3 protein-coding genes are annotated in these 17,074 nt (G+C 57.8%); all 3 read left to right on the top strand.

Going from position 1 to position 17,074, the window contains the following annotated elements; all coding sequences use genetic code 11:
- The first annotated feature begins 183 nt into the window (after window positions 1–183).
- The 3 genes from J5441_03405 (at window position 184) to J5441_03395 (ending at window position 16,446) form a co-directional block, all read left to right on the top strand.
- Window positions 184–4,032 (top strand): hypothetical protein, encoded by a 3,849-nt coding sequence (locus J5441_03405; protein ID MBO4934202.1) that lies wholly within the window; start codon window positions 184–186, stop codon window positions 4,030–4,032.
- A 503-nt stretch (window positions 4,033–4,535) separates the two neighbouring features.
- On the top strand, window positions 4,536–11,006 hold the full coding sequence (locus tag J5441_03400; protein ID MBO4934201.1) for a hypothetical protein: 6,471 nt from the start codon (window positions 4,536–4,538) through the stop codon (window positions 11,004–11,006).
- A 745-nt stretch (window positions 11,007–11,751) separates the two neighbouring features.
- Window positions 11,752–16,446: a hypothetical protein gene (locus tag J5441_03395; GenBank protein MBO4934200.1), complete on the top strand. Its 4,695-nt coding sequence runs from the start codon at window positions 11,752–11,754 to the stop codon at window positions 16,444–16,446.
- Window positions 16,447–17,074: the final 628 nt, after the last annotated feature.

Raw genomic sequence — 17,074 nt, 5'->3', positions numbered from 1 at the left:
GCTTCTTTCATTTATTTAATATTATTTACGCCGCGAGCGCGGGGCGGGGGAGTCGAGCTGCACAATTAATCCGCAAAAAATCAAAAATAAGTGTTGTAAATGTAAAAATAATGTGATATAATCGCAGTATAGTGTCAGTAGTGATACTGTCAGAAGGATCATTATAAACTTAGGAGGATAACTATGAAGAAGCTACTCAGCGTATTGCTTGCGGTTACTATGCTGCTCGCAATGGGAAGCGGACTCGTCATCTTCACGTCGTCGGCTGCCGACTACGCAAAAATGGCGCTGCCCGGCTTCAATCAGTACACGCCCGCTCAGATGGACCGTATGGCTAAGAGAGCCGACGACACCTATGAGTACGGCAGCAACTGGCAGTTCGAGAAGGACGACGAAGGTCACACGATCTTCAACGTCACCGTTCCCGCCACAGGAGACACCTACGGCGGATACAAGTGTGCTTTCGCCACTGCCGATCAGTATAACCAGTGGAGACAGAACAAGCTTATCGACGGGCTCTCTCCGTTTGGTGACGTCGATATGTCCAACAAGCTCGGCTTCAAGTTCAAGGTAGTCAACGTGGGCGACGTTGCTTTTACGGGCAACATCGGCTTCTGCTTCGGCAGCTCCACTAAGAGAGTCGCCGTTGACTTCAGAGCTTGCGACCGCGAAGGCGATTACTATGTTGTCCGCTTTGGCAAGACCGGCTGGTACGGCTACACCGTCGTCGGCGAGAGCTGGTACTATGACTGCCCGACGCTTGCCGATACTTACTACGGCGTGATCGACCAGTTCCAGATGTATTTCGAGAACAGCGCCTCCATGGCGGGCAAGCGCCTGAAGTTCTACATCGACGACTTCCACGCTTACGGCACCGTCGACAGCGCCGATCTCGGCAGAGCGATCCAGGCCGCGAAAGCTGCCCAGGTCACTCCTTCTCTCATCGAGACCGCCGAGGCGACCTACAGAGCCGCCGAGGATCACACTCAGGATGAGATCGACGCCATCGCCAAGAAGCTCAACGACGTGATCGAAGAGCAGAAGTACGGCTTTGAAAAGGCGAAGAACGACCTCGACGAGCTCCTTACGCTTGCCGACGACCTCGGATTCTTCGATTCCACCTACGAGCATTATGAGGACGTCTCCGACGCCGATCTGGCTTACGCCGATCCCAACGCCACGCTCGACGAGCTGCGCTATCACGTCAGAGTCGTCAGAATGCTCGTCCTCGCCGAGACCGCGAATCAGGACGTCTACGACGCCTTTGCCCGCTGCGTCAACGCGTGGCAGTACAACTACACCGACAAGAGCTACAAGGACGTTCTTACCGCCATCGACGAGGCGTGGGCGATCTATGAAGACGACGCTGACGGCGCCATCGCGATCCTCGACGCCGCTTACGACGCGCTCGAGCTCCTGCCCGTCAAGGCGACCACGGCCGACTTCTTCGAAGGCTGGACCACCACCCAGGTCAACGACGTTGTCGACGCCAACTCCGACAGACTCTGCGATTCCATCGGTGAAGGCCTCAACATTGACGGCGCGTGGAACGCCGGCGACTTCTCCAATAACACTATCTTTGAAGCGGACGGCAACTTCTCCATGACCGCGCTTGCCGACTTCACCGGCAAGGCGATGGGCTGGAAGAACATGGACCGCAGCAAGACCCTGCAGACCGAGAGCAACGGAGCGTTCCCGCCCATGAACGTCGCGGGACTTTCCGGCGCCGACGGCGTACGCTTCAAGCTCGAGTCCACCGGCTCGATAGACAGAATCCTCATCGGCCTGTCCAACTGCTCCTCCATGACGAGAGAGATGTACGCGATGCGCATTAGACCCGAGCTGGTCGCTTCCGACGGATACATCAACATCCCGTTCAGCTATTTCCAGAAGGCTTTCTGGTGCAACGCGTTCGCTCAGGAAGAGCTTGACAACGTCATCGTTTTCATCATCGAAGCTTACGGCCTCGAGGAAGACACGACCGTCACGGTCTCCGACTTCCGCGGTTATAAGCGCCTTGAGAACGCCACCTCCGCCGACGCCGAGAAGCTTGCCGGCATAGTCGCCAAGCTCGAAGCGTTCGACATCGACGGCAAATACGCCGATCTGCTTGCGGAAGCCGGCGAACTGAACCTCGCCGACAACTACAGCTCCGACTATGAAGATATGTACAACGCGATCTTCGCGGTCCTGAAGGACTACGCGGATCCCTCCGTCGCGATCGTCGACGTCCCCGGCTTCAGCATCTTCACTCAGGAAGAAATGAGCCAGTTCCCGGCGTATGACGGCGGCGGATGCACCTTCATCAAGACAGAGAGAGGCATTAAACACACTCTTTCCAACGGAAGCTGGGCTTTCGTTCCCGCCAAGTTCACCTATGTTGACGACGGCAGCTCTTTCGGCGAGCACGACTGCTTCTTCGGAGCGGTCGAGCCTTTCGACGGCAAGGACCTGAAGGCGATGCTCGGCGGCTACACGCTGAATGACATTTACGCTTATCGCTTTAAGGTTGAGAATGCCGCTGCCGGAAAGTTTATGAACATTACCTATAAGGACGGCGTCGGACTTTGGAACGGAATGCTCACAGGTGATAACAAGGTCTACGAAGGCGAAGACGGCTACTTCACCTGGATTATCGACGAAACCAACACAAACGGTGCCGGTGATCCCCCATGGTATCCGAAAGTACCATGGACTCTCGATGACATTAAGACAAAGGCAAAGTACTTTGTATGCTCTTTCTATAACAACGTCAACAGAGACATCTACGGCTGGCAGGTCATTCTCTTCGAAGCGATCGACCGCAGCGAGCTGAAGGCCGCTCTCGAGCAGTATAAGGACCTCGGCCTCGCCTCCTACGACGACGCCATGGATACCTACTACGACAAGGCTGCCGACGCCGACGCCATTGCCGCCGCCGCCAAGGCGCTGAACGACGCTGCGACTCCGGACGCCCCCGCGGCGCCCACCGCCGCCGAGATCACCTACAACAGCGTAACGCTGACTCTCGGCCCCGACAACATCGAGTACAGAATGGGCGAGAACGGCGAGTGGACCGGCAACGTTGAGTTCACCGGCCTGACCCCGAACACCGAGTATAAGTTCTACGCCCGCGTTGCCGCCATCGGCGGATACAACGCCTCCGAGCCCTCCAAGCCGCTGACCGTCAAGACCGCGAAGGCCCCCGTCGAAGGCGAAGTCGCCATTGAAGGCGACGCCGTCTACGGCGCGACGCTGACCGCTTCCGTCACCGGCATCGGCAGCAATCCCGGCGAACTGACCTACAGCTGGATCAAGGACGGCGCCGAAGTCGGCTCCGGCTCCGAATACGTGATCGTTAAGGAAGACATCGGCGCGACCCTGACGGTTTCCGTCACCGCCGCCAACTACGAAGGCGCTCTCACCAGCGAGCCCACCGCCGCTGTTGAGAAGGCGACCCCCGTTGTCGCCGTCGCCCCCACGGCTTCCGCCATTATGATCGGCGAGAAGCTCGGCGCTTCCCAGCTCAGCGGCGGCGAAGCCGACGTTGAAGGCGAATGGGCGTGGGTCGATCCGGAAACCGTTCCCGAACTCGACCAGTCCGGCACTACCTTCCCGGTCATCTTCACTCCGGCCGACACCGATTGCTACAACACCGTAACCGTCGACGTGGCCGTAACCGTTACCAACAACGTTGAAGAGATCTCCGTCACCGACGACGCCTCCGGCATCACGCTGACCGGCGAATTCGCGGTCGGCGCCGCCCCGACGATCGCCGTCGAGGAGATCAAGGCCGGTAAGCCCTCCTACCTCGCGCTGCTCCGCGCCGCGAGAAACAGCCAGGGCAACACCCTGATCCTCTTCAAGAACGTCTCGGTCGACAGCCGCTACGTCGGAACGCTCACCCTCAGCGCTCAGCTCAGCGCCGACCGCGCGGGCGAGACCTACACCGTCTGGTTCTTCGCCGACGGCGAGGTCATGAGCGCGCAGGGCGTTGTTGACGCCAACGGCGTGATCGCCGTCAGCGACTTCATCGCGGACGTCGTTGCGTAAGCGATACGAGGAGTTTCTCAAAGAAACCGAATAGTTAAACCTCTTTTCACGGGGCGGCTCGAGAGAGCCGCCCCGTGATTGTTATATACCGCCATTATATATTATGAAAGAAGGCGAGGGTGGAGTCGGCCGGACCGCGTACGGCGCTCCTCCGCGCCGTTTTCGGGCATAATTCGCGAAATGTGAAATCTTAATGAAAAAAATCTTGAAAAAAATCCAAATTACTCTTGCCAAATTGAAATAATTATGCTAATATAGCGGTATGTAGACAGAAAATGTGAGTCAGTATACCCATACGCATTTTCAAACAGGTTTACAAACGCGGCGGAAAGCCGTTTCTTCTGGGCCGGAAAACCCGCGGCCCTATTACAAGAAGGAGGAGAAGGGGATGAAGCACGTCTGACGGTGGAACCGTCAACACCCGACGGGGAATCCGTCAAATGATTAAGTCTTAAAATCGTGAATCACACTCGCGAAATTTTTAAAGAAATGAGGAAGCACTTATGAAAAAAATCCTTAGTTCACTGCTTGCTTTCGCGATGGTACTGGCTCTGTTCAGCGGCGTGATTGTTTTCAACGCCTCTGCAGACGATACTCAGGAATTCCATATTCCGTTTATCAACCAGTACACGCTTGCGCAAGCGCAACAGATGGCGAAGGGTACTAACGGCACCGTGTCTTTCGACAAGACCGGTGACGGAAAGACCGTCATCATCGGCACCACCGGCGCGACTGCCAGCTGGGGTAACTACTACTTCCAGTTCGACACCGCGAAGGGTATCGATCAGTGGGCGAAGAACGCGCTGGTCGACGGCATCAAAATCTTTAAGGGTGCGGATTTCTCCAACAAGTCCGCCATTGCCGTTAAGTTCGCCGACGTCGACGGCTATGACGCTACCGCCAGCATAGACGATGCGAAGGGTATGTTCCTTACCCTCGGCAGCTCCACCAAGGCCGTCGCGATCGACTTCAAGAATCCGACCAAGCAGAACGGCTACTTCTACTTTGACTTCACCGGCGCTCAGTTCGTCGGCGCGAGCTGGTACTATGACTGCCCGACCTTCAAGGACGCTTTCTTCCACACGATCGATCAGACCAAGGTCCAGATCAACATGAACGTCGGCGAAGCGAAGCTCGCTTTCGTCGTAGAGGATATGTACCTTGTCGGCCGCAACGACACCGAGAAGCTCGGCGAGCTGATCGTTGAAGCCGAGGCCGAAGGCATCGACTGCACCGCGGAAAGAGAGCTGTATTTCAGCGATACCGCCACGCAGGACGACGTTGACGCCGCTGCCGCAGCGCTGAACACCGTGCTGCATCCTTACGAGTATTACGATCTGGTCGGTTTCACCCAGACCACCCAGGCCGAGCTCGACACCCTCTCCGGCAACATCGGTTACGTTGACGGCAAGATTTATAACGCCGTTGTCAGCAAGCTTGAGCTGACCGAGAACGCCGGCGAGATTAAGCTCACCCACAATCCTGCCAGCACGAGCGGCTACACTCAGTCGATCGTTACCTACGTCAAGAGCAACGGCGCGACGCTGGCGAACAGCCCCTGGACTCCCGTTGATGCTTCCAAGAAGCTCGGCGATATGGACGGTATCCGCTTCAAGCTGACCGACGCCGACGGCAAGCCCGTCAGCTTCTACGGCCAGTACAGATTCGTCGTTCAGGCCAGCGGCTGGGGCAACTACTGGTATTACAGAGGCAAGCCCTCTATCGACGAAGACGGCTACAACTTCATCGACTTCGGCCGTATTTACAGAGCGAGCACGACCAATACCGAGCAGCTGCTCTCCGACGAGCTCAACAAGCTCGACGGTATCTCCTTCCTGATGTACGGCGCCCCGGAGACCGTATACTTCTCCGACTTCCAGGGCTACGTCAGAAACGTCAAGAGATCCGAAGGCCTCGAGTTTGTCGACCTGCCCGGCTTCAATGACTGGACTCAGGACAACCTCGATCTGACCAACGCCGCCGCGCTCGCCGATTCCGGCGCTGTCGGTACTGCGATGCAGTTCTATGACAAGGCCGGCGTTATGAGAGGCAACTCGACTCACGGCCTGCTCCCGACCAAGGACTATAAGCCCAACAACTATACTCAGATATGGGGCACCCAGACCAGCACCGATACTGCCGCCGAGCAGCAGAACGGCGACGTTTTCGGCGCCTACAAGGCTATCGGCGAACTCCAGAAGTACGACGGCATCCGTATCGGTATCTCCACGACCGCGACCGGCGGCGGAGATCCCGTTACCTACAGCTGGGACGGACACAAGAGAGTCAACATCAGCTTCAAGCTGGTCGGCTCCGGCCAGAAGGCCTTCAACAACACCTGGTATCCGACCTTCTCCTGCGACTACAGCTGCGCCAGCGGCGAGCTGTTCCCGAACTATGAGGACGGTTACCTCTACTTCTACTTCGACGACATGAAGAGCGGCTGGGCCGATCAGGTCCTCTCCCAGTACGCCAACACCACTCAGCTTTACGGCAACTTCCAGATGAGCTACGTCGGCGGCGGTTGTAACACCGAATGGAAGAGACTCGTCGTCTCCGACATGCAGCTCTTCAGAAACGCTCTTGCCGATCCCACCGAGGGACTCTGGGCGCCCAACTACACCGAAGAATCCTGGGCCGCTCTCGAAGCCGCGGTTGAAGCCCGCGACGTGCCGGCAATAGCCGAAGCGAAGGCCAACCTCAAGCCCGCCGTCATCGATCTCACCACCGATAACATGATGCAGGGCTGGACCACCGAGAACGTCAACGCGCCTGTCACTCTTAATGCCGACAGACTCTGCGATTCCATCGGCGACGGACTCAACGCTCCGAACGTCTGGAACGGCGGCGACTTCTCCAACAACACCGTGTTCGAGGCGAACAACAACTTCTCCATGACCGCGACCGCCGACTTCACCGGCAAGTCCATGGGCTGGAAGAACCTCGACCGTACCACGATGAACACCGCTTCCGCGGGCGCATATCCTATCCTTAACACCGTCGGCATCGAGAACGGCGCCGGCATCCGCTTCAAGCTGGACGTTGAAGGCGGTTCCTTCGAGAGACTGCTCGTCGGTCTTTCCAACTGCGGCTCGGGCGGCAATAAGGAAATGTACGTCACCAAGATACTTCCCGATTACTTCGACGAGGAAGGTTACATCAACCTCCCGTTCAGCGCCTTTGAGAAGGCCTGGTGGGGCACCGCGTTCACCGAGGAGAATATCGCTGACGTCAAGGTCCTCATCGTCGAAGCTTACGGCGTGACCGACGGCACGAAGCTGACCATCTCCGACCTCACCGGCTACAAGCCCTTCGATCCCGCCGATTACGTCGGCGATCTGTGGGAGTACAACTACACCTCCGACAGCTGGGCTGCCGTTCAGGCGGCTGCCGAAGCCGGCGACAAGGACGCCCTCATCGCTGCCAAGGCCGCGCTTGAGCCCCTCTTTGTCAAGCCCGTTACCGGCAACTTCTTCGAAGGCTGGACCACGAGAGACGTCAACAATACCGTCAACGCCAACAGCGGCAAGCTCTGCGACTCCATCGGCGACGGCCTCAACGCTCCGAACGTATGGAACAACGGCGACTTCTCCAACAACACTTCCTTCGAAGCGAACAACAACTTCTCCATGATGGCTACCGCCGACTTCACCGGCAAGTCCATGGGCTGGAAGAATATGGACCGCAGCAAGACCCTGCAGACCGCTGACAACGGCGCTTATCCGGCGATGAACGTTACCGGACTCTCCAAGGCCGACGGCGTCCGCTTCAAGATCGAAGTCGAGGACGGCACTGCGGAAAGACTGCTCATCGGTCTGTCCAACTGCTCCAAGTTCGTCCGCGAGATGTACGCGACCCAGATCAAGCCCGAATACGCTGCGGAAGACGGTTACATCAACATTCCGTTCAGCGTTTTCGAGAAGGCCTGGTGGTGCGATGCGTTCGCCCAGAACGAGCTCGAGGACGTCATAGTCTTCATTATTGAAGCTTACAACGTTTCCAAGTTTACCACTATCAGAATTTCCGATATGTACGGTTACGTCGGCAGAGACTTCGACATTGACGAAGAATCTCTGACCAACCTGTGGCAGTACAACTACACCGCCGACAGCTGGGCCGCTTATGAAGACGCCATCGCTGCCGCGAAGACCGTTGAAGAACGCGACGCCGCTCTTGCGCTGCTCGCTCCTTACGAGACCATCGCGACGACCGACAGCTTCTTCAAGGGTTGGACCAATGAGGCTGTCAACGCTGTCGTCACCGCGAACAGCGACAAGCTCTGCGACTCCATCGGCGAAGGCCTCAACATCAACAACGCCTGGAACGCCGGCGACTTCTCCAGAAACACCACGTTCGACGCGGGCGACGGCTGGTTCTCCATGACTGCGACCGCCGACTTCACCGGCAAGGCCATGGGCTGGAAGAACATGGACCGCAGCGAGACCCTGCAGCCAGACAAGAACGGCGCTTATCCGGCGCTGACCGTCAAGGGACTTTCCGAGGCGGAAGGTATCCGCATGAAGATTGAGGCCAACAAGCCCATCGAGAGAATCCTTATCGGTCTGTCCAACTGCTCCAAGTTCGTTCGCGAGATGTACGCGATGAAGATCAAGCCCGAATTCGTTGAAGAAGACGGCTACATCAACATCCCGTTCAGCTACTTCGAGAAGGCCTTCTGGTGCAGCGCGTTTGCGCAGGATGAGCTTGAAGACGTCATCGTCTTCATCGTCGAAGCTTACGGCGCCGAAGAAGGCACCGAGCTGAAGCTCTCCGACGTCCGCGGCTACAGAGCCCTGACCACTCAGGATCTGATCGCCGACCTCTGGGAAAGCAACTACACCGATGAGAGCTGGGCCGCTCTGCAGACCGCCGTCAACAGCGGCGACCTCGACGCCACCCGCACCGCCATCGGCGAGCTGGTTCTCAGAAACGTCAAGACCGTAACCGAAGACTTCTTCACCGGCTGGACCACCGAGGCTGTCAACGCTGTCGTCACCGCGAACAGCGACAAGCTCTGCGACTCCATCGGCGAAGGCCTCAACATCAACAACGCCTGGAACGCCGGCGACTTCTCCAGAAACACCACCTTTGCGATAGATGCTGACGGCGCGTTCGTTATGACCGCGACCGCCGACTTCACCGGCAAGGCCATGGGCTGGAAGAACATGGACCGCAGCGAGACCCTGCAGCCCGACAAGAACGGCGCTTATCCGGCGCTGACCGTTGCCGGTCTCTCCAAGGCCGAAGGTATCCGTCTCAAGATCGAGGCCAACAAGCCCATCGAGAGAATCCTCATCGGTCTGTCCAACTGCTCCAAGTTCGTCCGCGAGATGTACGCGATGAAGATCAAGCCCGAATTCGTTGCTGAAGACGGCTACATCAACATCCCGTTCAGCTACTTCGAGAAGGCCTTCTGGTGCAACGCGTTTGCGCAGGATGAGCTCGAAGACGTCATCGTCTTCATCGTCGAAGCTTACGGCGCCGAAGAAGGCACCGAGTTGAAGCTCGCCGACGTCAAGGGCTACACCACGATCGTTCCTCCGTCCGCGGAAGAGATCGCCGCCCTCGAAGCCGTCATCGCGACCCTCAAGGCCGACGACATCGACAATCGCTTCGCCGCCGACATCACGGCTGCCGAAGCGACCAAGACCTCCGAAGACCATGACGACGTCCTCGACGCCACCGCTGCTATCCAGGCGATAGTTGACGAGCTCGAGTCCGACGGCCGTCCGGCTCTGAAGGAAGCCATCAGCAAGGTCGACGCGACCAAGTATCCCGACGAAGTAGCCGCCGGCATCGCCGCCTACTACGACGAGACCGCTACCGCCGACGACGTCGCTGCCGCCACCAAGGCGCTGCAGAGAATCATCGACCAGCCCGCTGCCCCGACCGTGACCTATGAGGTTACCGACAGCAGCATCACCGTCACCGCCGTTGAAGGCGCCGAATACAAGCTCGGCACCGGCGAATGGCAGGACAGCAACGTCTTCGAGAACCTCGGCGCCAACGTTGAGTATCAGCTCTCCGTCCGCATCAAGGCGACCGACGACTTCATCGCTTCCGAAGCCACCGTCGTTAACGTGACGACCGCCAAGACCAGCTTCGGCGAAGCTACCGTCACCGTCAGCGGCACCGAGAAGTATGACGAGACCCTGACCGCCACCGTCGCCGACGTACCGGAACTCATCGGCACGAACTACACGATCGAGTGGCACAACGCCGACGGCGAGAAGATCGGCACCGGCGAGACCTACGTCCTCGCTGCCGACGAAATCGGCACCACGGTTTACGCTGAGCTCGTTTCCGACGTCGCTTCCGACACCGTCAAGAGCGACGCGACCGGAACCATCGGCAAGGGCGTCATCAAGAATTACACTCTGCCGACTGCCGGCGAGATCACTTATCCTCAGACTCTGGCCGACTCCGTCCTCAGCGGAGGCGACACCGGAACCGTCACCGGCACCTGGGCCTGGGCGGCTCCCGAGACCAGACCTCTGATCTCCCAGAGCGGCAGCCTGTTCGCGATCACCTTCACTCCGGACGCCGCGTTTGCGGATCTGTATGAAGGCATCGAGGCCGATATCGCCGTGACCGTCAACGCTCCCGCGTATGGCGACACGACCTTTACCGACGTCAACGGCATGACCGTCAGCGGCCAGTTCATGGCCGGCGTCGAGATGCACGTTGAGCCCATCGGCTACGCTGAGCCCGCCTATCAGTCCCTGCTTCGTGCTTCCAGCAAGGACACCTCCGGTCTCAAGAAGCTGGTGCTCTTCAAGCGCATCACCTTCACCTACAACGGTGAAGAGATCACCGACCTCTACACCGGCGGCCTGACCGTCACCTCCTTCGTCGGCGCGAACCGCGCGGGCCAGGATTACAGCACCTGGTTCTTCGTCGGCAACAAGCCCACGAACTTCGGCGGCACCGTCGATCCGACCGGTCTGCTGGTCGTTGAGAACGTCATCCTCTGAGGATAACTTCTCAAAAGCGTGAGGCGAACGCCGAACGCATAGGTTAATACCTCTGAACGCGGAGTCGTCTTTGACGGCTCCGCGTTTTTGTTTTTTCCGGGGCAGGGGAGGCGGGCGAACGCGGGGCGTTCGCAGATAATAGTGAAGAGTGAAGAGTGAATAGTGAAGGAACAAATCGCCTGCGGCGATTTGAATTATCCCTATGCAGCGCGTCTGTCATCCTGAGCGGAGCGATGCGAAGCATCGCGCAGTCGAAGGATCTTAAAGACGAGCTGTCCTTCTCAGCGAGACAGCGTGAAAAGACGCTTCGCGTCGCCGCAAGCGCAAACCGTAGGGAAGGGCGTTGCCCGTCCGTGCAGACGTCCGCCGGCCCCCGCGCCTTATTGCCGCGTTTTGCGCAAAATAGCCAAAAGCGTCGAGCTTTTTTATGCTTTTTGCCCAAAACACTTGACAATTGTGTGATAGAATTGTTATAATACAAGCGTATATATACGGGGTGGTAGTGTTTTTTGTGAGGAGAAAAAGCGAAGAACGCCGCCGTCCGATACTTTCGCCGCCGGGTAGATTCAGCAGCGAAATAAATGTATATAAAAACCCGACAATCAAGGAGGAGTGATGCAAAAATGACCGGACGCGCGCCGTCACCCATCGGCGCAAACGAAACCGTCCGATCGAAACCTATGTTCAGTCGATCAAAGCAAACCCAATTTCGCGAAAATTATTCAAGAAAAGAGGAAGCAACAAAATGAAAAAAATCCTTAGTACCCTGCTTGCTTTCGCGATGGTACTGGCTCTGTTCAGCGGAGTAGTCGTTTTCAACGCCTCCGCCGAGATAGAGAACGATGACGTTTGGATGAGCATCCCCTTCGTCAACCAGTATACCGATGCGGAACTGCTAAAAATGGTCGTGTCGGGCAACAACTCGATACATAACGACTACTGGTCCGATGCCAGAAACGCCTCCAATGTCACTCTTACCAAGGACGAACAGGGCAGAGTCGTTTTCAACGCCACTACCGGAAGCGAGCTCTATTACGGCAGAAGCTATTTCGTATGGAGCACCTCCGCGCGCGCGAACCCCATCAAGAAGGTCGGGCTTATCAACAGCATCAACGTTTTCGGTGACGCTGAGCTCTCCAACAAGAAGGGCATCGCTATCAAGTTCGGCGGTAACGATACGTTCTTTGCTCAATTGAAGAAGGTAAACCTTACCCTCAACAGCAGCAAGCAGATCGCTATCGTCAAGCTCGAGAACGGCGTGAAGCAGGGCGATTATTACGTATATGATTTCGCCGGCGCCACTTACGACAGCGGCAACAGCAACACGGTATTCAGCATTCCCGAGACCTATGACGGAATCCTTGACTCCGTGAACTTCGCGATGCAGTTCGGCACCGCCTCGTCGGAAATCCAGTTCTGGATCGAAGACTTCTGCGTCATAGGCGAAACCGATTCGAGACTGCTTTACAACGACATTGCCAACGGCAAAGCGAACGGACTCGACGTTACCGCTGCCGAGGCGGTCTATAAAGATCCCACCGCTACTCAGGAGCAGATCAACGCCGCCAGAGGACTTATGTCCGGCGCCATCATGCACCTTCCGCTGATCAACCAGTATACTCTGAGCCAGGCGGCGAAGATGGGCGTTAAGAACGGCTGGCAGTCTACTGCGAAGAACCTGTCTAACGTTACTTATTCCAAGGACGCTCAGGGCAAGCTCATCATTTCTGCGACGACTCCTGCCGAAGGCGACCAGTGGGGACTTTACGGTTATATATCCACCGCAAAGAACGCTACCTTCTATAACAGGATTGATCTGATCGATAGCGTCGATATCTTCGGCGACGCGGAAATTTCCAACAAGTCGAAGCTCGCGATAAAGGTCAACGGCGATGCTGCGTTCCAGTCCGCGTTCAACAAGATCTCGCAGGTCACCCTCGGCACGTCTCAGACCCTTCCGAGTGATGACAATTATCACGGCGTGGTCGTTTACGCCAAGTCGCCCACCAAGATCAACGGCTACTGGGTATTCGACCTTTCCGCCCTTACCGTCAACGGCTACGACAGAAGCGGAATCGATACGATCGACAAGGCGTATGACGGAATCGTCGACTCCATCACGATGAACTTTGCGTTCAAGACGGCTTCTCCGTCCGTAGACGTCAAGTTCTGGATCGAGGACGCGTTCCTGATCGGCGCAGCCGATACCACGGAGCTCCACAGAGCCATCCGTGACGCGAAGGCGGCCAACGTCGACGCCGCTCTGATTAGCTCCGCGGAAACGGTCTATAAAGACACCGCCACTACTCAGGAGCAGGTCGATGCGCAGACCGCCATTCTCAAGAGCGCGCTCAATGCCGACGCGTTCGATAAGGATTATATCTTCCAGCAGCTCCCCGGCATCCAGAACTGGACTCAGGCAACTGTCGACGCCTATAACGCGCAGTCCGCTCTTGCCGGTAGCGATTCCGGCACGAAGGCCGAACTGGTCAACCACCACACCGTCGGTCAGGCCACTCAGGCGCTGAAGCTCGAGCTCGGCACTAACACTCCGAACTCCTGGTCCGCGGTCTTCTCCACCTCCTCCAACGTCGCGGACAGAGCCGCCGTCAGCCAGCTCGGCGATATCTTCGGCGACTACAAGGCGGTCAATAAGATGAATGCGTTCGACGGCATCAGGATCGCCATCCAGAACTCTTACGGCGACAAGCCCAGCTTTAATGCGGCTTCCGCCAAGCAGCATATAGTTCAGCTTATGCTCGTCGGGTCCGGTGCGAAATCCTGGAACAACACCAGTTATCCTTACGCCACCGATAAGACATTCGAGAATAACCCCGATGATCCCGACAACGCCTATACCGCTGTCTATCACGACGGTTATTACTACTTCTACTTCAAGGATTTCGTAAGCGGCTGGAGTTCCAGCACGAAGTTCTTCGAGAAGTACGGCGGCTACAGCTGGATTTACGACAATATCAAGCTCATTGTCCAGACCAGCAACTTCAACTCTTCCAGTAGCTATAACGGCGGTGCGCTGTATCTGTCCGATATGCAGCTGTTCAGAACGGGGCCCGCTGACAAGACCGCTCTCGGCGAAGCTATCGCGACGCTGACCGGCCTCAACTCCACCGCATACGCCTCTCAGCTCGCCGCGGCGCAGGCAGTCTATGACGAATACGCCGCTTTCCAGAGCGAAGTCGACGCGCAGACCGACATCATCAACGGCTGCATCAAGGAGGCCATTATCGGCAACTATTGGGAGTACAACTATACTCCCGAGAGCTGGGCTCCTCTTGCTCAGGCCGCCGCGGCGCTCGACGTTGACGCCGCTGCCGCCGCCAAGGCGAACCTCGTTCCCGCCAACGTCAAGACCGTTACCGGCAACCTGATGGAAGGCTGGACCACCGACGACGTCAACGCCACCGTTACCGCGAACAGCGACAAGCTGTGCGACTCCATCGGCGAAGGACTTAACGTCAACGGCGCCTGGAACGCCGGCGACTTCTCCAGAAACACCACCTTTGCTGCTGACGGCAACCTCTCCATGACCGCGACCGCCGACTTCACCGGCAAGGCCATGGGCTGGAAGAACATGGACCGCAGTCAGACCCTGCAGCCTGATGAAAACGGCGCTTTCCCGGCGCTCAACGTCGCCGGACTTTCCAAGGCGGAAGGTATCCGCTTCAAGCTCGAGGCGGATAAGCCCGTTGAGAGAATCCTTATCGGTCTCTCCAACTGCGCTCCGAGCGCTCCTTTCTCCGGCCACAGAGAAATGTACGCGATGAAGATCAAGCCCGAATACGTTGCCGCGGACGGCTATATCAACATTCCGTTCAGCTACTTCGAGGCGGCCTTCTGGTCCGCGAAGTTCGCGCAGACCGAGCTTGAGAACGTTATCGTCTTCATCATCGAAGCCTACGGCGCCGAGAACGGCACCACGGTCGCCGTTTCCGACCTCCGCGGCTACAAGACGATCGTCGCCCCGACTCAGGCCGACGTCACCGCTCTTGAAACCGAGATTACGAAGCTTCAGGGCTACGACTTCGATAACAAGTACGCCGATCTCATCGCCGAAGCCGAAGCCGCCAAGAGCTCCGTTGATCAGGATGACGTACTCGAAGCGACCGCCGCTGTCAAGGAAGTCAACGATAAGTTCGACGCTGTCGACCGTTCCGCTCTTAAGGCGAACATCGACGCCGTCAAGGCGATCGACGCGACCCTGTGGGCGACCGAAATCGCCGCCGGCGTTGACGCTTACTACGACCTCGATGCGGCCGCGACCGATATCGCCGCCGCCGCGAAGGTCCTCCAGAGGATCATCGACAAGCCCGAGACTCCTGTCGTCGAGATGGCCGAGACCACCGATACCTCCATCACCGTTACCCCCATCACGGGAGCCAAGTATAAGCTGAACGACGGCGAGTGGCAGGACAGCAACGTCTTCACCGGCCTGCTCCCGAACACCGCCTACGCGATCAGCGCCTACATCGCCGAGAATGACGATCACATCGCTTCCGACGTTTCCGTCGCGGTTGAAATCACCACCGCGAAGGGCTCCGTCGCCGGCACTGTCGTCACCATCAGCGGCACCGAGAGATACGACGAAGTCCTGACCGCCACGGTCACCGACGTTCCCGAATATCTCGGCGGCGTTTACGCCATCGAGTGGCGCAACGAAGCGGGCGAAACCGTCGGCACCGGCGAGACCTACACGATCGCCGCCGCCGACATCGGCTCCTTCGTCTACGCGGTCGTCGTTTCCGACAACGCGCTCGACACCGTCGCTTCCGATCCTACCGGAACCATCGGCAAGGGCGTCATCAAGGGCTACACGCTGCCCACCGCCTCCGCGATCCAGTATCCGCAGACCGTCGGCGACTCCGTCCTCTCCGGCGCGGACACCGGCATCGTGACCGGCACCTGGTCCTGGGTAACTCCGGACGCTCAGCCGCTCTCCAGCCAGACCGGCAGCGCGTTTGACGTCGTCTTCACTCCGGACGCCAACTTCATCGATCTCTACGAGATCATCGAAGCGAGAGTCGTCCTGACCGTCAATCCCGCTCCGTATGAGCCCGCCTCCCTCGAGGATGAGGACACCAACACCGACCTCGTCGTCACCGGCGAGTTCATGCAGAACGTCGAGATGCACGTGACCGAAATCACCCACAAGGAGCCCGCGTATCTGGCTCTGCTCCGTGCCTCCGGCAAGGACAACTCCGGCCTGCCGAAGCTGGTCCTCTTCAAGAGCTTCAGCTTCACCGTCAACGGCGAAGAGATCGACGACGTTTACGACGGCGACCTGACGGTCACCTCCTACGTCGGAACCTCCCGCGCCGGCCAGACCGTCAGCGCGTGGTTCTTCATCGACGGCAAGCCCGTCAACTATGAAGGCACCGTCGACGCCGCAGGCATCCTCACCGTCACCGGCGTCAAGCTCTGAGTTTGCGCCGCGACAAGCGGGAGGCGCGAGCCGACCGCACAGGTAATATGTAAATAATACCGCTGAACGCGGAGTCGTCTTCGGACGGCTCCGCGTTTTTGCGTTTGTGATACCGCGCCGTTTCACGCGGGGCGCGGCGGGAAAGGCGCAAGCGTGCGCGGCGGGGGAGAACGGGCGCGCCGGTCACGCGGAACGTATATTTATTATGTAGAAAGTCCCGGCCCGCCGATCGGATAAACTTATCACATTTCCATTATATTTTTTTGCGCTTTTTTCACAAAACCCTTGACAAAATCGGCATCTGATTGCTATAATACAATCGTATATATACGGGTGATAGTGTTTCCGGGTGGAAAAGTGTCCCGAAGCGCTCGCTTTGCGTACTGTGAAAAAGCGCGCGGAGTTTTTCCGCCGGACAAGCGCCGCGCCCCCGCGTTCGACGGGCGCAGGAGGGGACGCCGCGTATTCACTCGTCTACGAGAGAGACGCCGTCGATTCATTTGACCGGTCTTTTCGACCGCAAAGAGGAGTGACAGAATGAAAGCATCTTTCGCGCAAACTTCGGTTATCTTACCTGCTTTCGGCATGATAGAGGCGGCACTGCCGACGTCATGCTTACTGCCGGGTT

It is taken from the genome of Clostridia bacterium, from assembly GCA_017620395.1.
In the GTDB taxonomy this organism is placed as follows: domain Bacteria; phylum Bacillota; class Clostridia; order Oscillospirales; family RGIG8002; genus RGIG8002.
This window is presented reverse-complemented; position numbering and strand designations above follow the sequence as displayed.